General features: G+C 60.8%; 23 protein-coding genes. 12 read left to right on the top strand and 11 right to left on the bottom strand.

Translation table 11 applies throughout. The annotated features are described in order from the left end of the window. Nucleotides 1-70: 70 nt before the first annotated feature. The gene (gene dusA, locus P2T68_RS09405; protein ID WP_277379273.1) at nucleotides 71-1,057 is read left to right on the top strand and encodes a tRNA dihydrouridine(20/20a) synthase DusA; all 987 of its coding nucleotides are present in this window, start codon (nucleotides 71-73) and stop codon (nucleotides 1,055-1,057) included. A gap of 311 nt (nucleotides 1,058-1,368) precedes the next feature. Further along, nucleotides 1,369-2,295, top strand: a complete 927-nt coding sequence (gene tal, locus P2T68_RS09400; RefSeq protein WP_024074109.1) for a transaldolase — start codon at nucleotides 1,369-1,371, stop codon at nucleotides 2,293-2,295. Nucleotides 2,296-2,490: 195 nt separating this feature from the next. On the opposite strand, the gene rssC is transcribed toward tal, so the two are convergent. Then, the gene (rssC, locus tag P2T68_RS09395) at nucleotides 2,491-2,973 is read right to left on the bottom strand and encodes an anti-sigma factor antagonist RssC (RefSeq protein WP_024074108.1); all 483 of its coding nucleotides are present in this window, start codon (nucleotides 2,971-2,973) and stop codon (nucleotides 2,491-2,493) included. Beyond that, nucleotides 2,973-4,154 (bottom strand): two-component system response regulator RssB, encoded by a 1,182-nt coding sequence (gene rssB, locus P2T68_RS09390; RefSeq protein ID WP_024074107.1) that lies wholly within the window; start codon nucleotides 4,152-4,154, stop codon nucleotides 2,973-2,975. Before rssB ends, rssC begins: the two co-directional genes overlap by 1 nt. Nucleotides 4,155-4,431: 277 nt before the next feature. Between rssB and P2T68_RS09385 the strand changes: the two genes are divergently transcribed. Then, nucleotides 4,432-4,728, top strand: coding sequence for a PilZ domain-containing protein (locus tag P2T68_RS09385; RefSeq protein ID WP_024074106.1), 297 nt, complete (start codon nucleotides 4,432-4,434; stop codon nucleotides 4,726-4,728). A gap of 61 nt (nucleotides 4,729-4,789) precedes the next feature. Here P2T68_RS09385 and P2T68_RS09380 read toward each other — a convergent pair whose 3' ends face one another. Then, nucleotides 4,790-5,479 carry a VacJ family lipoprotein gene (locus P2T68_RS09380; RefSeq protein WP_024074105.1) on the bottom strand — a complete coding sequence of 230 codons (690 nt, stop codon included), beginning with the start codon at nucleotides 5,477-5,479 and terminating at the stop codon, nucleotides 4,790-4,792. A gap of 196 nt (nucleotides 5,480-5,675) precedes the next feature. Between P2T68_RS09380 and P2T68_RS09375 the strand changes: the two genes are divergently transcribed. Then, nucleotides 5,676-6,284, top strand: coding sequence for an HAD family phosphatase (locus P2T68_RS09375; RefSeq protein ID WP_277379272.1), 609 nt, complete (start codon nucleotides 5,676-5,678; stop codon nucleotides 6,282-6,284). A 110-nt stretch (nucleotides 6,285-6,394) separates the two neighbouring features. Then, entirely contained in the window at nucleotides 6,395-6,661 is a 267-nt protein-coding gene (locus P2T68_RS09370) for a DUF4404 family protein (RefSeq protein ID WP_024074103.1), read from the top strand. Between the two features lie 62 nt (nucleotides 6,662-6,723). Here P2T68_RS09370 and queF read toward each other — a convergent pair whose 3' ends face one another. Then, on the bottom strand, nucleotides 6,724-7,554 hold the full coding sequence (gene queF / locus P2T68_RS09365; RefSeq protein ID WP_277379271.1) for an NADPH-dependent 7-cyano-7-deazaguanine reductase QueF: 831 nt from the start codon (nucleotides 7,552-7,554) through the stop codon (nucleotides 6,724-6,726). 65 nt (nucleotides 7,555-7,619) lie between these two features. Next, complete coding sequence (locus P2T68_RS09360) at nucleotides 7,620-8,159, bottom strand: cupredoxin family protein (RefSeq protein ID WP_277379270.1); 540 nt, start codon at nucleotides 8,157-8,159, stop codon at nucleotides 7,620-7,622. Between the two features lie 156 nt (nucleotides 8,160-8,315). On the opposite strand from P2T68_RS09360, the gene P2T68_RS09355 reads away from it, so the two are divergent. Further along, a complete protein-coding gene (locus P2T68_RS09355; protein WP_024074100.1) occupies nucleotides 8,316-8,996 on the top strand; it encodes a heavy metal response regulator transcription factor in 681 nt (226 codons plus the stop codon). Next, nucleotides 8,993-10,348: a heavy metal sensor histidine kinase gene (locus tag P2T68_RS09350; RefSeq protein WP_041161121.1), complete on the top strand. Its 1,356-nt coding sequence runs from the start codon at nucleotides 8,993-8,995 to the stop codon at nucleotides 10,346-10,348. Before P2T68_RS09355 ends, P2T68_RS09350 begins: the two co-directional genes overlap by 4 nt. 106 nt (nucleotides 10,349-10,454) lie before the next feature. On the opposite strand, the gene P2T68_RS09345 is transcribed toward P2T68_RS09350, so the two are convergent. From P2T68_RS09345 to P2T68_RS09335, 3 genes are read right to left on the bottom strand one after another with little or no spacing between them, the layout of a single operon-like run. Further along, nucleotides 10,455-11,699: a lipoprotein-releasing ABC transporter permease subunit gene (locus P2T68_RS09345; RefSeq protein ID WP_024074098.1), complete on the bottom strand. Its 1,245-nt coding sequence runs from the start codon at nucleotides 11,697-11,699 to the stop codon at nucleotides 10,455-10,457. 60 nt (nucleotides 11,700-11,759) lie between these two features. Next, nucleotides 11,760-12,443, bottom strand: a complete 684-nt coding sequence (lolD, locus tag P2T68_RS09340; protein ID WP_024074097.1) for a lipoprotein-releasing ABC transporter ATP-binding protein LolD — start codon at nucleotides 12,441-12,443, stop codon at nucleotides 11,760-11,762. Between the two features lie 7 nt (nucleotides 12,444-12,450). Beyond that, a complete protein-coding gene (locus P2T68_RS09335) occupies nucleotides 12,451-13,701 on the bottom strand; it encodes a lipoprotein-releasing ABC transporter permease subunit (protein WP_024074096.1) in 1,251 nt (416 codons plus the stop codon). Between the two features lie 94 nt (nucleotides 13,702-13,795). Between P2T68_RS09335 and P2T68_RS09330 the strand changes: the two genes are divergently transcribed. Then, on the top strand, nucleotides 13,796-14,380 hold the full coding sequence (locus P2T68_RS09330; RefSeq protein ID WP_024074095.1) for a PilZ domain-containing protein: 585 nt from the start codon (nucleotides 13,796-13,798) through the stop codon (nucleotides 14,378-14,380). Nucleotides 14,381-14,423: 43 nt separating this feature from the next. Then, nucleotides 14,424-15,146, top strand: a complete 723-nt coding sequence (locus P2T68_RS09325; RefSeq protein ID WP_024074094.1) for a glycerophosphodiester phosphodiesterase family protein — start codon at nucleotides 14,424-14,426, stop codon at nucleotides 15,144-15,146. Between the two features lie 42 nt (nucleotides 15,147-15,188). On the opposite strand, the gene sthA is transcribed toward P2T68_RS09325, so the two are convergent. Continuing rightward, complete coding sequence (gene sthA, locus P2T68_RS09320) at nucleotides 15,189-16,583, bottom strand: Si-specific NAD(P)(+) transhydrogenase (protein WP_024074093.1); 1,395 nt, start codon at nucleotides 16,581-16,583, stop codon at nucleotides 15,189-15,191. Nucleotides 16,584-16,771: 188 nt separating this feature from the next. After that, nucleotides 16,772-17,782, bottom strand: a complete 1,011-nt coding sequence (locus P2T68_RS09315; protein ID WP_277379269.1) for an FAD:protein FMN transferase — start codon at nucleotides 17,780-17,782, stop codon at nucleotides 16,772-16,774. A gap of 64 nt (nucleotides 17,783-17,846) precedes the next feature. Between P2T68_RS09315 and P2T68_RS09310 the strand changes: the two genes are divergently transcribed. Both P2T68_RS09310 and P2T68_RS09305 read left to right on the top strand, forming a co-directional pair. Continuing rightward, nucleotides 17,847-18,389, top strand: coding sequence for a chalcone isomerase family protein (locus P2T68_RS09310; RefSeq protein ID WP_024074091.1), 543 nt, complete (start codon nucleotides 17,847-17,849; stop codon nucleotides 18,387-18,389). A gap of 172 nt (nucleotides 18,390-18,561) precedes the next feature. After that, nucleotides 18,562-19,860, top strand: coding sequence for an MFS transporter (locus tag P2T68_RS09305; RefSeq protein WP_041161119.1), 1,299 nt, complete (start codon nucleotides 18,562-18,564; stop codon nucleotides 19,858-19,860). Nucleotides 19,861-19,945: 85 nt separating this feature from the next. Here P2T68_RS09305 and P2T68_RS09300 read toward each other — a convergent pair whose 3' ends face one another. Beyond that, on the bottom strand, nucleotides 19,946-21,409 hold the full coding sequence (locus P2T68_RS09300; RefSeq protein ID WP_024074089.1) for a glyceraldehyde-3-phosphate dehydrogenase: 1,464 nt from the start codon (nucleotides 21,407-21,409) through the stop codon (nucleotides 19,946-19,948). A 340-nt stretch (nucleotides 21,410-21,749) separates the two neighbouring features. On the opposite strand from P2T68_RS09300, the gene mfd reads away from it, so the two are divergent. Beyond that, nucleotides 21,750-25,199 carry a transcription-repair coupling factor gene (mfd, locus tag P2T68_RS09295; protein WP_069075498.1) on the top strand — a complete coding sequence of 1,150 codons (3,450 nt, stop codon included), beginning with the start codon at nucleotides 21,750-21,752 and terminating at the stop codon, nucleotides 25,197-25,199. The last annotated feature ends 1 nt before the right edge of the window (nucleotide 25,200 follow it).

Genomic DNA, 25,200 nt, shown 5'->3' with positions numbered 1-25,200 from the left:
CGCCTCCCCGACACCCACGATGCATCCCTGATAAACTGCGCCACATTCGCCTCGCTAACTCAGATCCCCCATGCCCCTACAAACCGCCCCACTCTCCCGCCGCTTCTCCGTCGCCCCGATGATGGACTGGACCGACCGCCACTGCCGGTTCTTCCTGCGCCTGCTCTCCAAGCACGCCCTGCTCTACACCGAGATGGTCACCACCGGCGCAATCCTCCATGGCGACCATGACCGCTTCCTGCGCCATAACGAAGCCGAGCACCCTCTGGCGCTCCAGCTTGGCGGCAGTGTCCCCGCTGACCTGGCCGCTTGTGCGCGTATGGCCGAGGCCGCTGGCTACGACGAAGTGAATCTGAACGTCGGCTGCCCGAGCGATCGGGTGCAGAACAATATGATCGGCGCGATCCTGATGGCTCACCCGGCCTTGGTGGCCGATTGTGTGAAGGCGATGCGCGATGCGGTGTCGATTCCGGTGACGGTCAAGCACCGCATCGGGATCAATGGGCGGGACAGTTATGCCGAGTTGTGTGACTTTGTCGGGACGGTGAAGGACGCGGGCTGCAGCAGTTTTACGGTGCATGCTCGGATTGCGATTCTGGAAGGGTTGTCGCCAAAGGAGAACCGCGACATTCCACCCTTGCGCTATGACGTGGCGGCGCAGTTGAAGCAGGACTTCGCTGAGTTGGAGATTATTCTCAACGGCGGCATCAAGACGCTGGAGCAGTGTCATGAACATTTGCAGACGTTTGATGGGGTGATGCTGGGCCGGGAGGCTTATCACAATCCGTATCTGCTGGCGGAGGTGGATCAGCAGTTGTTTGGCAGTGAAGCGCCGGTGATCAGCCGGGCGGAGGCGTTGGCGCAGTTGCGGCCTTATATCGCTGAGCATTTGGCGGCGGGTGGGGCGATGCATCATGTGACGCGGCATGTGTTGGGGTTGGGCACCGGTTTCCCTGGGGCGCGCAGATTCAGGCAGTTGTTGTCGGTGGATATTCATAGGGCTGCGGATCCGTTGGCATTGTTGGATCAGGCAGGGGCGTTGTTGGAAGGGCGTTGATTGGATAGCTTGCAGGGCGTTGGTTGGTTATTGATGAACTGACACACCTATATCGGGGGCAAGCCTCCTCCCACATTGGGTGCGGTGCATACCAGGGAAGGCGTCAGTTGGCATGAAGGCGCTATCCAAGTGTTATCGGGCAATTGGGTTGAACCTGTGGGCCGTTCTGGCCTCCTATTCAGCAGCAAGGCCCGTCATTCAAACGGCTGTTTTCAGGTTGTTGCCCTCGCAAACGATCGAACGCATTTGCGCCCTTGAGCGCCTGTCGGCGCTCGGGTAATGTCATCAGACCCATAGGACAGAGCACGCCCATGACTTCCAAGCTGGAACAACTCAAGCAGTTCACCACCGTCGTAGCCGATACCGGCGATTTTTCCACCCTCGCCAAGCTCAAGCCGCAAGACGCCACCACCAACCCTTCCCTGCTGCTCAAGGCCGCCTCCATTCCGGGCTATGCCAAGCTGCTGGATGAGTGTGTGCAGGACTGCAACGGTGATGTCGGCCTGGCCAGCGACCGGTTTGCGGTAGCGGTGGGTCAAGAGATTCTCAAAGTGGTACCAGGCCGTATTTCCACCGAAGTGGATGCCCGCCTGTCGTTCGACACTGACGCCGTACTCAAGCGCGCGCACCGTCTGATCGACCTGTATGACAAGGCCGGCGTCGGCCGCGACCGCGTATTGATCAAGATCGCCTCCACCTGGGAAGGCATCCGCGCGGCGGAGAAGCTGGAAAAAGAAGGCATCCAGACCAACCTGACCCTGCTGTTCTCGTTTGCCCAGGCTGTGGCTTGCGCGGAAGCGGGTGTGTTCCTGATTTCGCCATTCGTAGGCCGGATCTACGATTGGTACAAAAAAGCCAATGGCAACGACTACACCGGCTCGGATGATCCTGGCGTGCAGTCGGTGACGCGCATCTACAACTACTACAAGGCCAACGGCTACAAGACCGTGGTGATGGGTGCGAGCTTCCGTAACCTGAGTCAGATCGAAGAGTTGGCTGGGTGTGATCGCCTGACGATCAGCCCGGACCTGTTGGAGAAGCTGGCGGCGGATGAAGGCAAGCTGGAGCGCAAGTTGTCGCCTGGCCATGCCGGAGAGGCGCGGGTACATTTGACTGAAGCGCAGTTCCGTTGGGAGTCCAACGAGGATGCAATGGCGACTGAGAAGCTGGCAGAGGGTATTCGTCAGTTTGCTCGGGACCAGGAGAAGCTTGAGGCGCTGTTGTCCGCCAAGCTGTAAACGGACAGAGACGGCAAAAAGGGCGGTACCTGTGAGGGTACCGCCCTTTTTTGTATCGATCGCAAGCCGATCTCAGTTCAACTGTGGGAGGGGGGTTGCTCCCGATGGCGGTGGGTCAGCGAGGAATACATGGCCTGACATTGCGCTATCGGGGGCAAGCCCCCTCCCACATTTGGAATGTGTTCTACAGAGGGATCAGTGACGCTCGAGGGCGTTGACGAGGTCGTGGAAGGCTTCGCGGTTGGACTCGTTGAGGCCCATCAGGATTTTGTGCGCTTCCAGTACCTTGACCCGCACAACCTCCTCGGACTGGTCCTGGACCGGCAGGTCGGTGAGGCATTCCGGGCAAGGGATCGGGCGGTCAACGATGTTGAACACCTGGTCGAAGCCCATGGACTGCAGCAGCCGGGTGATGTCTTCGTGGGTGGTGACGACGGTGGGCAACAGGCCGACCTTCTGCCGAGACAGAATGGACAACTTGGCCAACAGCCCAAGGGTGGTGCTATCGATGCTGCGGGTTTCGGTCAGATCGATCACGATCGCCGAGAAGTTCAGCGCTGTGAAAATCCGCTCAATCGTCGCATCCAGCGCCGAACACAAGGTCAGGCGCACTTCACCGACAAACTTCAGGACAAAGGTCCCGTCTTGCTCGGCAAATTGGATTCTTCCGGTACTCATCAAAGATTCCTGCTCAACACCAATAGGGCGATATCATCCGGCATCTCCCCTAGCGTGGCCAATCCAAAAACCTGCCGCAGGCCATCCAGGCTGCCGCCCGCCGACTTGACCCGTTGGGGCAAGGCGGCTTCTTTCTCTTTGAGTGTAGGCTCTGGAAGAAGGTCCAGGATGCCATCGGACATCAGCGTCAGGCTGAAGGTCGGTGGCAGCTCCAGGATGTGGTCTTCATAGGTGGCTTCATTGAACAAGCCAACGGGCAGACCCCGTCCTTCCAGGTAGCGCACACTGTCAGGTGTGTACAAAACCGGCATCGGCAGGTGACCACCAATGCTGTAGGTCAAAAGACCGGTTTCTTCATCGATCACGCCGCCCACCATCGTCACGTGCTTGCCCAGCTTGCAGCTGATCAAGCCTCGGTTGATGTGGCCCAGCACCTCGGAGGGAGTGAACTCCGGCAAGGTGCCATTGCGCTTGGATTCAAACAACAGCCGTGTGGTCATGAATTTCAACAACACGGTCACAAAAGCGGAGGAAGCACCGTGGCCAGAGACATCGGCCAGGTAGAACGCCACGCGGCGCTCGTCGACACGGAAATAGTCGACAAAATCACCCGACAGGTACAACGACGGAATGATCTGGTGCGCAAACTTGAACTCGTCGATGGTCCAGGGGCTGACCGGGAGCATGTTCATCTGCACCTGGCGACCGGCGTTCTGGTCCTCCTGGAGCAGGTTCAGGCTGGCTTCGAGTTCACGGTTGGCGGTTTCGAGCTTTTCGCGGTAACGCTGGTTTTCCAGCAGCAGGCGTGCACGATCCAGGGCACGACGCACCGAGTGCTCCAGCACCGCCAGGTCTTCCAGGGGCTTGATCAGGTAATCGGCGGCGCCCAGGCGCAAGGCCTCGACAGCATCGTTCATGACCCCGGCGCCGGACACGACAATCACCGGCGTCTGCGGGGCGCGCTCGGTCACCTGGCGGATCAGCTCGAGGCCGCCCATCTGGGGCATGCGCAGGTCGCAGATCACGAGGTCGGGCTGGTCGCTCTCGAATACCTGGAGACCCTGTTGGCCATTGCTGGCCTGCAGGACGCTGAACCCACTGTCTTCCAAATAGGCCGCAAGGCTTGCGCGCACTACTTCGTCGTCATCGATTATCAGCAGCGTGGCACTGGTTTTTTGCATGTGGGCAAACGGCGCCAGAATTAGGTTGGCGTAGGCGACTCGGCAAAGGCCGGGCTCACTCTACTGGATTCGCTTTCTAGCCTCTCTGTCCTACAAAGCATAGGCTTTTTGCCCACGCACAACTGTAAAGCAGAGGTGCCCTTCTAAGGCGCAGACGGTACTCCCATCCGCCTGGTGTTTCAAGCTCATGCCGATGGTCGCCGGGCGTCTTTACATCGCAAATCACCGGGAGTTATAAGAACCCTTAAAACCACAACACAATGTAAGGATGGAAGCTGTGAGCGAATACGAGCGCGACTACGCTGAAAAACGCGACTTCATCCGCATGCGAGTGGATGCCGACGTGGCGTTGATCCACGCGGGCCAAGAGATTGCCGGGGTTTGCGTGGACCTTTCCAGCTCCGGGATGCAGGTGCAGGCACCGCGTCAGTTCAACGTGGGAGACCTGCTCACCGTGCGCATTGATTCAGAGCACGCGGCTCTCAAAGGCCTGGAGGCTGACACCGAAGTGGTATGGACCAAAACGGCAGGCGAAGAGCAACAACTGGGGCTTAAGATCTTGAAAATGCGCTGAAACCGCACATAAAAAAGGCGACCGCCAGGGTCGCCTTTTTTTCATTTCAAAATATCACAGCTTAAAAGTCGTCGACGACCTTGCCGTCCTTGACCTTGAACTCGCGGTTCTGCAGGTAGGCGTTACGAATAAAGGTGTACTTGTCGCCGGTGATCAGCTTCTCGCTCTCGAGCAGGCTGGCGCGGGTATCGACGATATTCAGGCCCATGGTGCTGTTGCGCCAGCCGATATCGTTCATATAGCGATATGGCTGGGTGTAGGTGTCCACATACTTGGACGGCGCATCGCGCAGGGTGCTTGGACCCAGCAACGGCAGCATCACGTATGGGCCACTGCCCACGCCCCAGTAACCCAGGGTCTGGCCGAAGTCTTCATCGCTGCGCTTGAGCCCCATTTTGGTGCCGACATCGATAAAGCCCAGCACGCCGAAGGTGGTGTTCATCAGCAAGCGAGCGGTGTCCACGCCAGCGGCGTGCGGCTTGAGCTGCAACACGTTGTTGGCCAGGTTGCCGACATCGCCGATGTTGCGGAAGAAATTGTGCACGCCGTCTTGCATGAATTGCGGGGTCACAAACTGATAGCCCTGGGCCAATGGCTTGAGGGCGTAGGTATCAACGGTGTCGTTGAAAGTGAAGATCGGGCGGTTGACGCTTTCCCATGGGTCATCTTCCGACGCTGCCTGTGCGGCGAATGGCACCAGCAGGACAGTGGCACACACCGACAACTGAGCGAAGTAGTGGCTCCAGCGCATAGCTTTTGCTCCTTGAATGGTCTGTCATGGGCGCTATGCCCTGAATAAGGCCGTCAGTATATGACGGAAGTGTGGATTTAGGCAGCTGCCAAGAAACGACAGGCTCTGAAATGGACAATTTTCCTACAATTAACGCCAGTGTCATCGACTTGTCATCCCACCCCGATAGCGTTGGAGCTATTTCAGGGATGTAGAAATGCCTCACGCCGAAATTGCCGTCGCCACCGCTCCCGCCTTGACTGCCGTGTTATTTGGCCTGAGTGGCTGCCTGGTGGATTTCGGTTCCCAGGCGCGCACCGATTCGTTCTCCCCGCATTCCGAAGTTACGCCCGGCGCGCTGAAGATTCTGCGTAGCCTGAAAGAGCAAGGCGTGCCCTGCGCCTGGCTGGATGAATTGCCACCCTCGGTGACCACCCCGCTGGCTGCGGCCCTGCCCGATTGGGTCAAGGCCGCATCCCCCTCCTCCATCCGCTGGCCGGCGCCCCATGCGTGCTGGCAAGCGCTGATGGAATTGAATATCCCACGCCTGGAAGGCTGCGTGCTGGTCAGCGGCGAGCCGCGCTTGCTGCAATCGGGCCTGAATGCCGGGTTGTGGACCATCGGCCTGGCGTCCTGCGGTTCACTGTGCGGCCTGGCGCCCGAGCAATGGCAGGCGCTGACCGAGCAGCAGCGCGAATACAAGCGCGGCAAGGCTACCGTGGCACTGTATGGGTTGGGGGTGCATTCGGTGATCGATCATCTCGGCGAGCTCGGCACCTGCCTGGCGGACATCAGCCTGCGCCAGCTCAAAGGCGAGAAGCCCTGATCGAGATCATGCACATTCGGCCCCGGTGGATTAATCTACCGGTCAGTCCGTAGACCTTTCTCGGCGTGCCGTGGTCTATGCCAGTGCCTATCGATAAAAGGAAGAACGCCATGCCTGCCCGCGAAAAATTGCAAGAACAGGTCAATATCCTGCGCGAGCAACTGGAACAGGAACCGCCGCTGCCAGCCGAAAAACGTGAAGCGCTGGAAGCCTTGCTCGCCAAGTTCGAAGTACAACTGGAGCTGGAACCGGCCACCCAGCCACCTAGTATTTCCGACGATGTGAGTCAAGCTGCCATAGAGTTCGACGCTGAGCACCCGGTGATTTCCGGGACATTGCGAAATATTATGATCACCTTGGGCAATATGGGCATCTGACCCGACCCCAAGCCAGACACAGAACCAAAATGTGGGAGGGGCAAGCCCCCTCCCACACGTGTTTACTGACGGGCCAGGCGCACGTTCTGGAACGCCACATCCTCAGTACTGCGGTACGGATTGATATCCAACCCACCCCGCCGCACATAGCGCGCATACACCGTCAGCTTCTCTGGCTTGAGCAAACGCTGCAGGTCGAGAAAGATCCGCTCCACGCACTGCTCATGGAAATCTGAGTGTTGGCGAAAGCTCACCAGGTATTCCAACAGGCTGGCGTGATCCAGCGCCGCCCCTCGATATTCCACCGCCACGCTGCCCCAATCGGGCTGGCTGGTGACCGGGCAGTTGGATTTGAGCAAGTGGCTGTGCACACTTTCCTCCACCACACGCGAATCGTCGCAACGCAGCAGTTCCGGGCGCGGGTGCTCGTAGTTGCTGACGCTGATATCCAGATCATCGATGCAAGTGCCCGGCAGGGCCACCACGCCTTCGGCTTCCACCTCGCCCAGGCTGCGGATGCGCACGCCCACCGGTCTGCCGGCTGCGGCGCTGAGATCGGTGCGCAACGTGGCTTCCAGGCTCTGCGTGTCGGCAAACGCGGTCTGGTTCAGCGAGTTGAGGTACAGCTTGAAGGACTTGGACTCGATGATATTCGGCGAGTCAGCCGGAATACTGAATTCACCGATGGCCACCACCGGCTTGCCCGAGGGCAGCAGCCAGGACAATTCGAAGCAGTTCCAGAAGTCCACGCCTTTGTACGGCAGGGTCTCGGCGCTGAGGCCCAGTTCGGCCCACTTGGCGGCGCGCGGAATCGGGAACAGCAACGAAGGGGTGTAGGTGGAGATGTATTCACTGGACTTGCCCAGCGGCGAATGTTCGGCAGCGGGATGCATGGCGGAAACCTGGCTAAATAAACCGCGCCAGTCTACCAGCCTTTGCCCCCGCCCTTAACAAGCGCTCATTCGACGTTGAGCTTGCCGACCATGCCCGCCTGGTAATGCCCGGGTATGTTGCAGGCGAACTCCAGGCCAGTGGCCTTGGTGAACGTCCAGATCAGCTCGGCGGTTTTGCCGGGCTCGACCAGCACGCTGTTAGGGTCATCGTGCTTCATGCCCCCCATACCACCCATGCCGCCCATATCACCGTGCCCCATGGCGCTGTGATCCATCTTGCCCATACCGGTGGTATTCAGCATGCCGCTGGCCTGCATCTGTAGCATTTCCTTCTGGTGCTCGGCATGCATCGCGGCATCACCCAGGTTGAATTCGTGGAGCAACTGGCCCTTGTTGACCAGCACAAAGCGCACGGTCTCACCGGCCTTTACGTCCAACGACTTGGGCGAAAAGGAAATATCCTGCAATGTAACTTCCACGGTGCGCGTGGCCTTGTCGGCAGCCGCTGGCTGGCCAAATGCATAGGTGTGAGCCGTTTCAGCCGCCGCCCCGAAACTCAAGGCCAACAGGCAGCCCGCTAACAACAGGGGGTTACGCAATACCATCTCAATTCTCCAAAGGTGTGGGATCAGCCTGGATAGCACTCTAAGATGACCTCGCTGCCAGCCAGCTGACTGCTAGATTACAACTTTGTCAGGTTGCGCCCCTGCCCTGCCGAGCGCGGTATAAAGCCCGTCGTGACCCGCTGCCAAGAGCTGCCCATGAAACTGCTGATCGTCGAAGACCAACCCAAGACCGGCCAATACCTGCGCCAAGGCCTGGCCGAGGCCGGTTTTACCACCGAGTTGGTGGCCGACGGCACCAGCGGCCAGCACCTGGCACTGACGGGCGACTACGACCTGTTGATCCTCGATGTGATGCTGCCCGGTCGCGATGGCTGGCAGATCCTGCAGGCGGTACGCAGCGCCGGCCTGGATATCCCGGTGCTGTTCCTCACCGCCCGCGACACGGTGGAAGACCGGGTACACGGCCTGGAACTGGGCGCTGACGACTACCTGGTCAAGCCGTTCGCCTTCTCCGAACTGCTGGCGCGGGTGCGCAGCCTGTTACGCCGTGGCAGCAGCGCCCCCCAGGACACCGCACTGCAACTGGCCGACCTGCGCCTGGACCTGATCCGCCGCCGGGTTGAGCGAAGCGGCCAGCGCATCGACCTCACCGCCAAGGAATTCGCCCTGCTCGAACTGCTGCTGCGCCGTCAGGGCGAAGTGCTGCCCAAGTCGCTGATCGCTTCCCAGGTGTGGGACATGAACTTCGACAGCGACACCAACATCATCGAAGTCGCGATCCGCCGCCTGCGCCTGAAAATCGACGACAACTTCCCCACCAAGCTGATCCACACCGTGCGCGGCATGGGTTATGTACTGGAAGAACGATGCAGTTGATCAAGCGCCTGTCCCTGGCCAGTCGGCTGGCCCTGCTGTTTGCCGCCTGCACCGCCGTGGTGTCGTTGATTGCCGGGGTGCTGTTCAACCAGGCCAGCGAAGCGCACTTCGTCGAGCTGGACCAGCAACTGCTCGACAGCAAGTTGGTCGCGCTGCGCAGCACCTTGCAGGGCGTCGACTCCGTGCAGTCATTCGTACAACGCGAAGCGCAACTGCGCGCCGAACTCAACCGCCAACCCGACCTCGCCTTGCGTATCAGTGCCGCTGGCCAGCGCTGGTTTGACGGCGCGCCGAACATCCCCCTGCCCGAGAAGCCTGGCCTGTACAGCCTGCAAAACGCCGGAACCGACTACCGTGTGTACAACGCGCCACTGAGCCCGGGCCAACCCGACTCACCGCAACTGAGCCTGATGCTCGACATCACCCACCACCAGCACTTCCTGCAACGCATGCAACATTTGATCTGGCTCACCGTCAGCCTCTCGGCCCTGGCCACCGCACTGCTCGGCGCCTGGGCCGCGCGCAGTGGCTTGCGCCCCTTGCGGCGCATGAGTGAAGTGGCCGCCGGCGTGTCGGCCCACTCCCTGACCCAACGCCTGCCCCAGCAGCAGATGCCGGTGGAACTGGCGGAACTGGCCCAAGCCTTCAACGCCATGCTCGGCCGCCTGGACGATGCATTCCAACGCCTCTCGGCCTTCTCCGCCGACATTGCCCATGAACTGCGCACGCCCCTGTCGAACCTGTTGACCCAGACCCAAGTCATCCTGACCCAGCCGCGCCCGCTGGAGGATTACCGCGAAGCGCTGCACAGTAATCTGGAAGAGCTGCAATGGATGGCGCAGCTGGTGAATGACATGCTGTACCTGGCCAAGGCTGATCATGGGTTGCTGACGCCCAAGCGCGAGCCGTTGAGGTTGGCGGACGAAGTGGATGCGCTGCTGGAGTTCTTCGTCTTGCTGGCGGAAGACGCGCAGGTCAGCCTGGTGCGCGAGGGAACGGCCCACACCACCGGCGATCGCGGCATGCTGCGCCGGGCATTGTCGAATCTGTTGGATAACGCGCTGCGCTTTACGCCAGCGGGCGGCGAGGTGCGGGTGCATCTGGAGGAAGGTGCACAAGGCGTGACGCTGACAGTGGAGAACAGCGGCGAAGGCATACCGGCGGACGTATTACCGCGGTTGTTCGACCGGTTCTACCGAGCGGACCCGGCGCGGCATGAAGGCAGCAGCGAACATGCGGGGCTGGGGCTGGCGCTTACCCAGTCGATTGTGCGGGCGCATGGGGGGAGGATTTATTGTGAGTCTGAGGCGGGGTGGACAAGGTTTGTGATTGAGTTGCCTGCCGGAGATTGATGCACGCTGTACCGGCGCTATCGGGGGCAAGCCCCCTCCCACATTTTGATTTGTGAATACATTCAACCTGTGGGAGGGGGCTTGCCCCCGATAACGGTCTTGAATATTACGAATACCTCAGGGCATGCGCCGGCTCAATCTTAGCCGCCCGATACGCCGGGTAAATCGTCGCCAAAAAGCTCAACACAAACCCTGCCGAGCAAATCAACAACACATCCCCACCTTGCAGTTCCGAAGGCAGGTTACTGACGAAATACACGTCTGAACTGAAGATATGCTGCCCGGTTACCCGCTCCAGCCAGCCCACCAGCTCACTGACGTTCAGTGCCGCAATCACCCCCAGCACGCCGCCGATCAAGGTACCCACGATCCCGATCACGGTACCCTGCACCATGAAGATCGCCATGATCTGCCCTGGCGTGGCGCCGATGGTGCGCAGGATCGCGATGTCCGCGCCCTTATCGTTCACCACCATGATCAGCGTGGCGATGATATTGAACGCGGCCACGGCGACGATCATCAGCAACAGCAGGCCGATCATGGTCTTTTCCATTTTCATCGCACTGAACAGGCTGCCCTGGGTGTGGGTCCAGTCGTCAGCCTTGTAGGCCGCGCCCAGGCTGCTGGCAATGTCCGCCGACACCTTGGGCGCTGCGTACAAGTCCTTCACCGCCAGGCGCACGCTCTGCACCTGGTTCGGCTGCCAATGCTGGATTTCCGCGGCGTCGGCCATATGGATCAAGGCCATGGAGCCATCCAGCTCGGCGCCGACCTTGAAGATGCCGACCACATTCAGACGCTGCATGCGCGGCGTGATGCCACCCGGCGCGCTGCTGATTTCCGGAACGATCAGGGTCAGCTTGTCACCCACGTTCAGGCGAAAACGCCGCGCGGTGATCTCCCCCACCACCACGCCAAACTCGCCGGGCTTCAGGTCTTCCAGTTTGCCCTTGACGATATGCTGGGCCACGATCGACACCTTGCCTTCCTGGGCCGGGTCGACGCCACTGATCTCGATCGGCTGCATCGCCCCCTTGTAGGAAAACATACCATCCATCTGTGTGAACGGTACGGCGGCAGTCACTTCGGGATTCTTCATCGCGGCGGCGGCCACCGGCTGCCAATCGTCGATCGGGTTCACGCCGACGATAGTCGCGTGGGGCACCATGCCGAGGATGCGCGAGCTCATTTCACGCTGGAAGCCATTCATCACCGACAACACCACGATCATCGCCAGCACGCCCAAGGCGAGGCCGATCATCGAGGTCATCGAGATAAACGAAACAAAACGGTTGCGGCGCTTGGCGCGGGTATAGCGCGTGCCGATGAAAATCGATAACGGTCTGAACATTCGCTTGCACCGCCTGAAAAAATGAAAAAGCCCGGCGCCCGGCGCCAGGCTTGAAACAGGTCAGATGGCGACCAGATGACCTTCCTGCAGGTGCAATACGCGGTCCATCTGCCGGGCCATGCTCATGTCATGGGTCACCACCAGGAACGCGGTGCGCATCTGGGTGCTCAGCTCCAGCATCAAGTCCTTGATGCCCTGGGCGGTGTGGGAGTCGAGGTTGCCGGTGGGCTCGTCGAGCATCACCAGGCCTGGGTTGTTCACCAGGGCACGGGCAATCGCCACACGCTGACGCTCGCCACCGGACAATTCGGCCGGTTTGTGCTCCAGGCGGTGGCCGAGGCCGACACGCTCCAACAGGGCCTTGGCCCGCTGGCGTGCTTCCGGGATCGCGGTCTTGCCGATCAACAACGGCATGCACACGTTTTCCAGGGCGGTGAATTCCGGCAGCAGGTGGTGGAACTGGTACACAAAGCCCAGGGAGCGATTGCGCAGTTGGCCACGGGCCTTTTCATTCAAGGCAGACAACTCTTCGCCGGCCAGCCATACGCTGCCCTGGGACGGCGTATCGAGGCCGCCCAACAGGTTAAGCAAGGTGCTTTTGCCGGAACCGGAACTGCCGACGATTGCCACGCGCTCGCCGGGGTGCAGTTCAAGTTGCAGGTTGGACAGCACCACAACCGATTCCGGGCCTTCCTCGTAGGATTTGCCCAGGTTGCGGCAGCTCAGGATTGCTTTTTCACTCATGCCCGATTCACTCATAACGTAAGGCCTGTGCTGGCTGGGTACGTGCCGCGCGCCAGGCTGGATACAGGGTGGCAAGGAAACTCAGGACCAACGCGGCGCCGCCGACCATCAGCACGTCCGGGGCCTGAACCTGGGACGGCAAGTAGTCGATGAAGTAGACGTCAGCGTTGAGAAACTTGTGGCCGATCAGGGTTTCCAGGCCGGCGATGGCGGCGCTGACATTCAGCGCGGCCAAGATCCCGACGACGGTACCGATCAAGGTGCCGACCACGCCGATCACCGTGCCCTGCACCATGAAGATCGCCATGATCTGCCCCGGCGTGGCGCCCAGCGTCCGCAAGATAGCGATATCGCCCTTCTTGTCGTTCACCACCATCACCAGGGTGGAGATGATGTTGAAGGCCGCAACGGCGACGATCAGCAGCAGCAGCAGGCCGATCATGGCTTTTTCCATGCGGATGGCCTGGTACAGGTTGCCGTGGGTACGGGTCCAGTCGCGGGCGTAGTACTGGCTTTCGCCCAGGTGCTGGGCGATTTCCCAGGCGCCGCGCGGTGCGTCGAACAGGTCGTTGAACTTCAGGCGCAGGCCCTGCACCTGGTCTGGCTGCCAACGTTGCAGGCGAGCCAGGTCGGTGAGGTTGGTCAGGCCGAGATAACCGTCAATCTCGCCGGCGCCGACGTGGAAGGTACCCACCACGGTAAAGCGCTTCATGCGCGGGAACATGCCGGCGGGAGTCACGGTGACTTCCGGGGCGACGAAGGTCAGCTTGTCGCCAATGCCCACGCCCAGCTTGGCCGCGGCCTTGTCACCGATCACGATGCCAAAGCTGCCGGGCGACAAGTCGTCCAGTTTGCCCTGCAACATGAACTTGTCGATGATTGAGACCTTGCGTTCCTGGACCGGATCGATGCCATTGAGCAGGATCTTCTGCACCTTGCCGTCGTTGGTCAGCAGCCCCTGCATCTGGGTGAACGGCGCAACCGCCAGCACCTCGGGGTTCTGCTTGACCTTGTCGGCCAGGCTTTGCCAGTCGCTGATCGGTTCACCCGACTCGATGGTGGCGTGGGGCACCATGCCCAGCACGCGGGTGCGCATCTCATGATCGAAGCCGTTCATCACCGACAGCACCACGATCATCACGACCACGCCGAGGGCGAGACCGATCATCGAGGTCAAGGAAATAAACGACACAAAATGATTGCGACGCTTTGCACGGGTATAACGCGTGCCGATAAATACGAAGAGAGGTCTGAACATGTCGGGGCTTGTTCGGAGGAAAAGAAGACGTCCCGGTGGCGGGGTCTGGTAAGCAGCTTTACACTCAGACCATTACCGTTACCTGGGGTTCGCCATGTCGACATTAGATGAAGAAGAGCGCCGCGAATACTACCGTATCGACGACATGATCGCACTTCAAATCAAAAGCCTGTCTGCCCCGGAAGCGGCGAGCAAGGAAGTGTTGCTGGATGCTTCCCCACTATTCAATCTGCTCAGTGAACTGCACCTGAGCGAATTCGAAGCCCAGCACCTGTTACGTCAGCTCAGTGATAAAGATCGTACCCTCGCGGCCTTCCTCAAAGTCCAGAACAAACGCCTGGACCTGCTTAGCCAAATCATGGCGCAAAGCTTGCGCGATGAAGTCGGCGCCCCACAGCCGGTGATCATTTCCGAAGGCGGGATCGACTTCCAGCACCCCACGCCCCTCGCCATCGGCGCTCACCTGGCAGTCAAGCTGGTGCTGATGCCCCAGGCACTCGGCCTGCTGCTGCGCGCGCGCGTTACCCATTGCGACCCCAAGGGCGACGGTTTTGACGTGGGCACGGAATTCGAGTCCATGACCGATGCCCAACGCCAATTGCTGGCGCGCTATATCCTGCAGAAACAGGCACAGGAACGCCGCCTGGCGCGGGAACAAAGCGACGCCAAAGACACCTGAATTCGTATGACCCTGCCAGAAAACCTGGCGTAAAGGAGCAACTGTGACCCTGATCTACGGCCACCGCGGAGCCAAAGGCGAAGCACCGGAAAATACCCTGACCAGCTTCCAGCAGTGCCTCAAGCACGGTGTACGCCGCTGCGAACTGGATTTGCACCTGTCCATGGACGGTGAGCTGATGGTCATCCACGACCCAACCCTCAAGCGCACCACCGACCGGCGTGGCAAAGTCGTCGAGTATTCGGCGGCGGACCTTACGAAGATGGACGCGCGCAAAGGCGGCCCCGGCTGGGTCAACCCGTGCCCGATCCCGCGCCTGGAGGAGCTATTTGAAAAGTGCGACTTCGATCACTGGCAACTGGAAGTCAAAAGTGCCTCGCGCACCCGCGCCGCGACCACCGTGCTGGCGATTCGAGAAATGGCCGTGCGTTTCGGCATCATGGACAAGGTCACCGTGACCTCAAGCTCGCGGGAAGTATTAAAAGCGGCGGTTGAACTCACCCCAGACCTGTCACGCGGGCTGGTGGCGGAGTACGCCTGGCTCGATCCTTTGAAGGTCGCGCAAAACTACGGCTGTGAGTTTCTGGCATTGAACTGGACGTTGTGCACCCCCGAACGCCTGGAAAAAGCCCAGCGCCAGGGTTTGCACGTGTCCGTGTGGACAGTCAACGAACCTGCGCTGATGCGCAGGCTCGCCGACTTCGGCGTAGATAGCCTGATTACAGACTTTCCCGGTTTGGCCACTGCCACCCTCGAGAATTACTGAAATCGGTCTCCCCGGCCGGCTCAGGCCACCGGCCGGAGCCGCTCAAAAAAGCCGGTTGAGGCCATCGTAGGCCGCTACCCGATAGGCTTCAGCCATGGTCGGGTAGTTGAAGGTGGTGTTGACGAAATACTTGAGGGTATTTTGCTCGCCCGGCTGGTTCATGATGGCCTGGCCGATGTGCACGATCTCCGAAGCCTGGTAGCCGAAGCAATGCACGCCGAGGACTTCCAGGGTCTCGCGGTGAAACAGGATCTTCAGCATGCCTTGCGGCTCACCGGCGATCTGCGCACGCGCCATGCTCTTGAAGAACGCCTTGCCCACTTCGTAAGGCACCTTGGCCTTGGTCAGTTCGTGTTCGTTCTTGCCGATCGAGCTGATCTCCGGAATCGTGTAGATCCCGGTCGGTACGTCGTTCACATAGCGCCAGCTGCCGTTGTCGACGATGCTGCCAGCGGCCGAACGACCCTGGTCATGGGCGGCACTGGCCAGGCTCGGCCAGCCGATCACGTCACCGGCGCCATAGATGTTGGTCACACAGGTGCGGTAGTTTTCGTCCACCTCGATCTGGCCACGGCTGTTGACCTTGACCCCGATGTTTTCCATGCCCAGCTTGTCGGTGTTGCCGGTACGACCGTTGCACCACAGCAAGGCGTCGGCCTTGATCTTCTTGCCGGACTTGAGGTGCAGGATCACCCCGTTGTCCAGGCCTTCGACCCGATCGTACTCTTCGTTATGGCGCACAGTGATGTTGTTGTTGCTGAAGTGGTAGCTCAACGCCTGGGAGATTTCCGAGTCGAGGAAGCTCAGCAACTGGTCACGGTTGTCGACCAGCTCGACCAGCACACCCAGGCCGCTGAAGATCGAGGCGTATTCACAGCCAATGACGCCGGCGCCATAGATGATCAGTTTGCGTGGGGTGTGGCCCAGGCTGAGGATGGTGTCGCTATCGTAGATACGTGGGTGGTGGAAATCGATATCCGCCGGGCGATACGGGCGCGAGCCGGTGGCAATGATGATGTGCTTGGCCACCAGTTTCTCGACCACTCCATTGGCGCAGACCACTTCGACGGTTTGCTCGTCGGCGAAGCTGCCGGTACCGAAGAACAGGTCGACGCGGTTACGGGCGTAGTAGCCGGTACGCGAGGCGACTTGCTTGGAGATGACTTTTTCAGCGCTTTTCAACACATCCGGGAACGAGAACCAGCGCGGCTCGCCAATGGCCCGGAACATCGGGTTGGTGTTGAACTGCATGATCTGGCGAACGGAGTGACGCAATGCCTTGGACGGGATGGTACCCAGGTGGGTGCAGTTACCGCCGACCTGGCGACGGCTATCGACCATCGCCACCTTGCGCCCTGCCTTCGCGGCGTTCATCGCCGCACCTTCTCCAGCCGGGCCGGAACCCAGTACCACCACGTCGTAGTTGTAGACAGCCATGCGTACTCCTCAGAACAGGCCTGGCGTACGGTTGGACGCCTGGCTAAATCATGCCGCGGCCAGCGGTCATGAAGGACAATTTGGCTCAAGTGTGTGAACCGGGGCACAGTCTATATAAGGCTCAACGCCGCGCACATTAACCCTTGGTCGCGTCGTAGGCCAGTTTTGCCTTTACTACACAGCACTCGTTACGGTTTCACCGCCGTCAACTGCTCGAATGCGTTGTTACTGCGTGTGACGAAACCATCCCCCTCGCGCATCACAAAAAATGCCGCCACCTGGTGCTGCTCGGCGTAGTCCCAGCCTTGCTGCGGCCCGAGGATCAGCAGCAGGGTGGACAGCCCGTCGGCCATCAGCGCCGATGGGTGCAACACGGTCACCGACGCCAGTTGATGAGTGATCGGTGCGCCGGTGCGCGCATCGAGGGTGTGGGAATAACGCCGACCATCCTGCTGGAAATAATTACGATAGTCACCCGATGTGGACACACCGAAGCCGTCAACGTTGATGATTTTTTCCGCGACCTGTAGGTCATCCCGTGGCTCTTCAAGCGCAATACGCCACGCCGAACCATCAGGTTTTCGCCCGGCCGCCTTGAGTTCGCCGGTGGCCTCGGCCAGGTAGCTGCGGATGCCCAGGGCAGCCAGGCGCTCGGCAATGCGGTCCACTGCGTAGCCGGCGGCGATACTGTTGAAGTCAATTTCGACGGCGGCGTCCTTGCACAACTGCTGGCCATCGATACGCAGGTGTTGGTAGCCGACCTGCTCGCGGGCCTTGGCCAGGGTCGCGGCGTCGGGGACTTTGACCTGGCGAGCCTGGGGGCCGAAGCCCCACAGGTTGATCAGCGGCTCGACGGTCAGGTCAAAGGCACCGTCACTGGCCTGGGACAATTGCTCGCCGGTGCGCACCAGTTGCAGGATCGATGCGGGCATGGGCTGGCAACTGTGGGCCGGCAATTGATTGAAACGCTCGATATCGGAGTCACTGCGGTAGGTCGACATCTGCCGGTCGACGGTTTGCAGGATGCTTTCCACCTCGCGCTGGACCGCCTCCGGCCCCGGGGTAGCGGATGTCCTGACGTACTGGATTGAATACGTACTGCCCATGGTCGGGCCGCCAAAGTGCTCCAGCGTGTCGCCGCCACACCCTGCCAGCAGCACACATCCCCAAAAAATCGCCAGTTGCCTCAGGTTGTCCATAAAGCGCTTCGCCGTCCAAAATTGAATTAACCTGCAGGCAGTCACCCCTTCAGGACGGGCCATTATGCGGCATGTGTTGATCTGTTTATTGTTGATGCTCACGGTCCCGGCCCAGGCCAATGAGGCAGATCGTCTCACCCTGGCAAACTTCCCCGCGCACTCCCCGACGCTGGTGCTGAAAAACCAGACGGTGCTGACGTATCTCTGGGCGGATGTCTACGCGGCCGCGCTGTATGCCCCGGCCAATGCAAGCGCCAAGCAGGCCTGGGACCAGCAACAGGACCTGCGCCTGGCGCTGTACTACTTCCGCGATATCGACCGCAACGATGTAATCAAGGCCGCCACGACCACCCTGACGCGCCAGCAGCCCCCAGACGCCCTCGCCCGCCTGAAGCCTGAGGTGGACAAGCTGCACGGCACCTTCCGCGATATCCGCAACGGTGACCGTTACGCGCTGGAGCTGCATCGAGGGCGTGGCTTGAGCCTGGAGATCAACGGCCAGGTGGTGTTCAGCAGTCGCAATGACGAGTTGGCCAAGGCTTACCTGGGCATATGGCTCGCACCAAACGGCCTGTCCGACAGTGTGCGCAACACCCTTCTCAATTGAACCCACACTGATCTCTTTCCAGCGCGACGCCTGCGGCAATTAGCCCGCTTGCCAACGGTTTCTGTTGCCTGTAGGGGCCGATACACATATTGTTACAAAACTGCTCAATATTACAGCCAGGACGAGTAGCGACCCAGGACTACCCATAAGAAAGCCAGATGAGTGAATGACCATGGCCACGACCACGGGCAAAGGCAAAGCGATCTTTCGCGTTGTCAGCGGTAACTTCCTTGAAATGTTCGACTTCATGGTCTACGGCTTCTACGCCACGGCCATCGCCAAGACCTTCTTCCCCACCGACAGCGCCTTCGCCTCGCTGATGCTGTCCCTGGCCACCTTCGGCGCCGGCTTCCTGATGCGCCCGTTGGGCGCCATCTTCCTCGGCGCCTACATCGACCGCCACGGCCGCAAGAAAGGCCTGGTGATCACCCTGGCGCTGATGGCCGCCGGTACCATCCTGATTGCCTGCGTCCCCGGGTATGCCACCCTGGGCGTCGCCGCACCCTTGGTGGTGTTGCTGGGCCGACTGCTGCAAGGTTTCTCGGCGGGTGTCGAGCTCGGCGGTGTGTCGGTGTACCTGGCGGAAATCGCCACGCCCGGCCGCAAGGGCTTTTTCGTCAGTTGGCAGTCCGCGAGCCAACAAGCGGCGGTGGTCTTCGCCGGCCTGTTGGGCGTCGGCCTGAACCACTGGCTCAGCCCGGAACAAATGGGTGACTGGGGCTGGCGCGTACCGTTCCTGATCGGCTGCCTGATTGTGCCGGTGATCTTTGTGATCCGCCGCTCGCTGGAAGAAACCCCGGAATTCCAGGCGCGTAAACACCGCCCGACCCTGCAGGAAATTGTGCGCTCGATTGGTCAGAACTTCGGCATCGTCATCGCCGGCATGGCGCTGGTGGTGATGACCACCGTGTCGTTTTACCTGATCACCGCCTACACCCCGACCTTCGGCAAGGCCGAACTGCACCTGTCAGACTTCGATGCATTGCTGGTGACGGTGTGCGTGGGCATCTCCAACTTTATCTGGCTGCCGGTGATGGGCGCGGTGTCCGACAAGATCGGGCGCAAACCGCTGCTGCTGGCGGCGACCATCCTGGCCATCCTCACGGCTTATCCAGCGCTGTCGTGGCTGGTGGCCAACCCGAGCTTCAGCCATCTGCTGATTGTGCTGCTGTGGTTGTCGTTCCTGTATGGCTCGTACAACGGCGCCATGGTGGTGGCGCTGACCGAGATCATGCCGATCGAGGTGCGCACCACCGGATTCTCCCTGGCCTACAGCCTGGCAACGGCCACCTTTGGTGGGTTTACGCCGGCAGCCTGCACTTACTTGATCCACGTGCTGGATAACAAGGCGGCGCCGGGGATCTGGCTGAGTGGCGCGGCAGTGCTGGGGTTGATTGCGACCCTGGTGCTGTTCAAGGGCAATCGGCATGAACTGCGCACGGCGCAGGCTTCGGTGGCTGGCGGCGCCTGAGCAAGAGGCCCAACCGGCTACCACAGAACCTGCAGACATGAAAAAGCCCCGAACCAGTCGGGGCTTTTTCATATTCTGCTGATGCTTAGCGCGGGAATGCCGGCGGGTTGACCCCAGCCATGTCTTCCATCACGCGAACCACCTGGCAGCTGTAGCCGAACTCGTTGTCGTACCACACGTACAGCACAACGCGGTTGTCCTGGCTGATGGTCGCTTCGGCGTCGACTACACCCGCGTGACGCGAGCCAACGAAGTCGGTCGATACCACTTCCTGCGAATTAACAAAGTCGATTTGCTTATGCAGATCGGAGTGCAGCGCCATGTAGCGCAGGTACTCGTTCATTTCTTCACGGGTAGCGGCCTTCTCAAGGTTCAGGTTGAGAATGGCCATCGACACGTTCGGCGTCGGCACACGGATCGCGTTACCGGTCAGCTTGCCAGCCAGCTCAGGCAGGGCCTTGGCAGCGGCGGTGGCAGCACCGGTCTCGGTGATCACCATGTTCAACGCGGCGCTACGGCCACGGCGATCGCCCTTGTGGAAGTTGTCGATCAGGTTCTGGTCGTTGGTGTACGAGTGAACGGTTTCGACGTGGCCGTTAACGATGCCGAACTTGTCATTCACTGCCTTCAGCACCGGCACGATGGCGTTGGTGGTGCAGGAAGCGGCGGACACGATCTTGTCGTCAGCGGTGATTTCAGTGTGGTTGATGCCGTGAACGATGTTCTTGAGCTTGCCTTTGCCAGGCGCGGTCAACACGACACGGGCGATACCCGGGCAGGTCAGGTGCTGGCCCAGGCCCTCGGCATCACGCCAAACACCGGTGTTGTCCACCAGCAGGGCGTCCTTGATGCCGTACTGGGTGTAGTCCACCTCAGTCGGGTTCTTCGCGTAGATCACCTGGATCAGGTTACCGTTGGCGGTGATGGTGTTGTTTTCTTCGTCGATGACGATGGTGCCGTTGAACGGGCCGTGTACCGAATCGCGACGCAGCAGGCTGGCGCGCTTGGTCAGGTCGTTCTCGGCGCCTTTGCGCACCACGATGGCCCGCAGGCGCAGGCCGTCGCCGCCACCGGTTTTTTCGATCAGGATGCGCGCCAGCAGGCGGCCGATACGACCGAAGCCGTACAGCACCACGTCGGTGCCTTTGCGGGCCGAGGCGTTTTGCTGGCCAACCACGTCGGCCAATTCTTCGCGGACGAACTGCTCGGCGGTACGGCCATTGCCTTCGTTGCGGAATTTATAGGCCAGCTTGCCCAGGTCCACCGAAGCCGCGCCGAGCTTGAGCTCGCTCATGGCCTTGAGCAGGGGGAATGTTTCGTGGACGGAGAGTTCGCTGTCGTCGGCAGAACGATGGCGAGCAAAGCGATGCGCCTTGAGAATCGCGATGACTGACTGGTTGATCAGGCTGCGGCCATAGATCGAGCTCACCACATTGTTATTGCGGTACAGCTGACCGATAAGCGGGATCATCGCTTCTGCGAGTGCTTCACGGTCGATCCATTCACCAAGACACTGGTCGGGCTTCTGAGTCACGGGAACCTTCCACATGTAGGGGCTGAAAAAAGGGGCTACATTATGCCGCCCGACCGCCCCCGGAGCAATGCGCCTCCTACAACAAAAAGCCCCACCCTGAAAAAGCCACCCCGCTGCAGCCCAGTAAATACGCGGGTTTCAGAAGGCCACTAGTGGAGCGAGTCAGGCGACTTGTCCGTAACCCTCCGAAAACCACGTACATTTTGGCACTACATATTGAGTCAAAACCCGGCATTGTTTGTCTTAGCCACCACATTTCCTACAAACCGTAATAGGCACAGTCAGCAACTGACAGGCGGCACCTTGGGCCGTTACAATTACCGACTTTGTCGCAACGCTTGGAGCTCAACCTTCCGTGCCCGTTCTGCGTCTACCGCTACTCCCTGCCGCGGCAGGTAAACAGCACTGGGGCAACCTGCCCGGTGCCGCCCTGAGCCTGGCCATTGCCGAGGCTGCCAGCGCAGCCAAGCGCTTTACCCTGCTGCTCACCGCCGACAGCCAAAGCGCCGAACGGTTGGAGCAGGAGCTGAGCTTCTTCGCCCCCGATTTGCCGGTGCTGCATTTTCCTGACTGGGAAACCCTGCCCTACGATCTGTTCTCGCCGCACCAGGACATCATCTCCCAGCGCATCGCCAGCCTGTACCGCCTGCCGGAACTGGCCCACGGCGTGCTGGTGGTGCCGATCACCACCGCCCTGCACCGCCTGGCGCCGACCAAGTTCCTGCTGGGCAGCAGCCTGGTGCTGGATATCGGCCAGAAGCTCGATGTGGAACAGATGCGCACGCGCCTGGAAGCCAGCGGCTACCGCTGCGTCGACACGGTGTACGAACACGGTGAGTTCGCGGTACGCGGTGCGCTGATCGACCTGTTCCCGATGGGCAGCAAGTTGCCGTACCGCATCGACCTGTTCGATGACGAAATCGAGACCCTGCGCACCTTCGACCCGGAGAACCAGCGCTCCATTGATAAAGTCGAGTCGATCAAGCTGCTGCCGGCACGGGAATTCCCGCTGCAAAAGGACGCGGTGACCCGCTTCAAGGCGCGCTTTCGTGAGCGCTTCGACGTCGACTTCCGTCGCTGCCCGATCTTCCAGGACCTGAGCAGCGGGATTACCCCGGCCGGTATCGAGTACTACCTGCCGCTGTTCTTCGACGAAACCTCCACCCTCTTCGATTACCTGCCTCAGGACACTCAGGTGTTCTCGCTGCCAGGCATCGAGCAAGCGGCGGAAAACTTCTGGAACGATGTGCGCAACCGCTATGAAGAACGCCGCGTCGATCCATCCCGTCCTTTATTACCGCCCGCCGAGCTGTTCCTGCCGGTGGAAGACTGCTTCGCCCGCCTGAAAAACTGGCCGCGCGTGGTCGCCAGCCAACAGGACGTGGAGCCCGGCGTCGGCCGCGAGCGCTTCCCCGCGCACGTGCTGCCGGACCTGGCGATCCAGGCCAAGGCCAACCAGCCCCTGGAAGCACTGTCCAACTTCCTTGGCGACTTCTCTGGCCGCGTGCTGTTTACCGCCGAATCCGCCGGCCGTCGCGAAGTCCTGCTTGAACTGCTCGAACGCCTGAAGCTGCGTCCGAAAACCGTCGACAGCTGGCCGGACTTCGTCGCCAGCAAGGACCGCCTGGCGATCACTATCGCGCCACTGGATGAAGGTTTGCTGCTGGACGATCCGGCCCTGGCGCTGATCGCCGAAAGCCCCCTGTTCGGCCAGCGCGTGATGCAACGTCGCCGTCGCGAAAAACGCGCCGACGCCAACAACGACGCGGTAATCAAGAACCTCACCGAGCTGCGCGAAGGCGCGCCGGTGGTGCATATCGACCACGGTGTCGGTCGCTACCTGGGCCTGCAGACCCTGGAAATCGACAACCAGGCCGCCGAATTCCTCACCATGGAGTACGCCGAAGGCGCCAAGCTCTATGTACCGGTGGCCAACCTGCACCTGATCGCGCGCTACACCGGCAGCGACGACGCCCTGGCGCCATTGCACCGCCTGGGCTCCGAAACCTGGCAGAAAGCCAAGCGCAAGGCCGCCGAACAGGTGCGCGACGTCGCCGCCGAGTTGCTCGACATCTATGCGCGGCGTGCGGCGCGCGAAGGCTACGCGTTCGCCGACCCGAAAGCCGACTACGCCACCTTCAGCGCCGGCTTCGCTTTTGAAGAAACCCCAGACCAGCAAACCACCATCGAAGCTGTGCGCGCCGACATGCTCGCGCCCAAGCCGATGGACCGCCTGGTGTGCGGCGACGTGGGCTTTGGCAAGACCGAAGTGGCCATGCGCGCAGCCTTCATCGCGGTGCACGGCGGCAAACAAGTGGCGATCCTGGTGCCCACCACCCTGCTCGCCCAGCAGCACTACAACAGCTTCCGCGACCGCTTTGCCGACTGGCCGGTGACCGTGGAAGTGATGAGCCGCTTCAAGTCGACCAAGGAAGTGAATGCCGCCGTCGCCGACCTGGCGGAAGGCAAGATCGACATCGTGATCGGTACGCACAAGCTGTTGTCGGACGATGTGAAGATCAAGAACCTGGGCCTGGTGATCATCGACGAAGAACACCGCTTCGGGGTGCGCCAGAAAGAACAGCTCAAGGCCCTGCGCAGCGAGGTGGACATTCTCACCCTCACCGCCACACCGATTCCGCGCACGCTGAACATGGCGGTGTCGGGCATGCGCGACCTGTCGATCATCGCCACGCCGCCGGCACGCCGACTGTCGGTGCGCACCTTCGTGATGGAGCAGAACAAAAGCACGGTCAAGGAAGCCCTCCTGCGCGAATTGCTGCGCGGCGGCCAGGTGTACTACCTGCACAACGACGTGAAGACCATCGAGAAATGCGCGGCCGAACTCGCCGAACTGGTGCCGGAAGCACGCATTGCCATCGGCCACGGGCAGATGCGCGAACGCGATCTCGAACAGGTGATGAGCGACTTTTATCACAAGCGCTTCAACGTGCTGATCGCCTCGACCATCATCGAGACCGGCATCGACGTGCCGAGCGCCAACACCATCATCATCGAACGCGCGGACAAGTTCGGCCTGGCACAACTTCATCAGTTGCGCGGCCGGGTCGGGCGCAGTCACCACCAGGCGTATGCCTACCTGCTGACACCACCGCGCCAACAAATTACCGGCGACGCCGAAAAGCGCCTGGAAGCCATCGCCAACACCCAGGACCTCGGTGCCGGTTTTGTGCTGGCCACCAACGACCTGGAAATCCGCGGCGCCGGCGAACTGCTCGGCGACGGCCAGAGCGGGCAGATCCAGGCCGTGGGTTTCACCCTGTATATGGAGATGCTCGAACGCGCGGTGAAAGCCATCCGCAAGGGCGAGCAGCCGAACCTCGACCAACCCCTGGGCGGTGGCCCGGAGATCAACCTGCGCCTGCCGGCGTTGATTCCCGAGGACTACCTGCCGGACGTGCATGCGCGGTTGATCCTGTACAAGCGCATCGCCTCGGCCACCGACGAAGAAGGCCTCAAGGACCTGCAGGTGGAAATGATCGACCGCTTCGGCCTGTTGCCCGAGCCGACCAAGAACCTGGTGCGCCTGACCTTGCTCAAATTGCAGGCCGAGCAACTGGGGATCAAGAAGGTCGACGCGGGGCCGCAAGGCGGGCGCATCGAGTTCGAAGCGCAGACGCCGGTGGACCCGTTGGTACTGATCAAGTTGATCCAGGGCCAGCCCAACCGCTACAAGTTCGAAGGGGCTACGCTGTTCAAGTTCATGGTGCCGATGGAGCGCGCCGAAGAACGCTTCAATACCCTGGAGGCGCTGTTCGAGCGCCTCATCCCGAAATCTGCTTGAA

Source organism: Pseudomonas sp. G11 (genome assembly GCF_029457515.1).
Taxonomy (GTDB): domain Bacteria; phylum Pseudomonadota; class Gammaproteobacteria; order Pseudomonadales; family Pseudomonadaceae; genus Aquipseudomonas; species Aquipseudomonas gorinensis.
The sequence above is the reverse complement of the archived record's forward strand: the minus strand, read 5'-3'. Positions and strand labels throughout refer to the sequence as shown.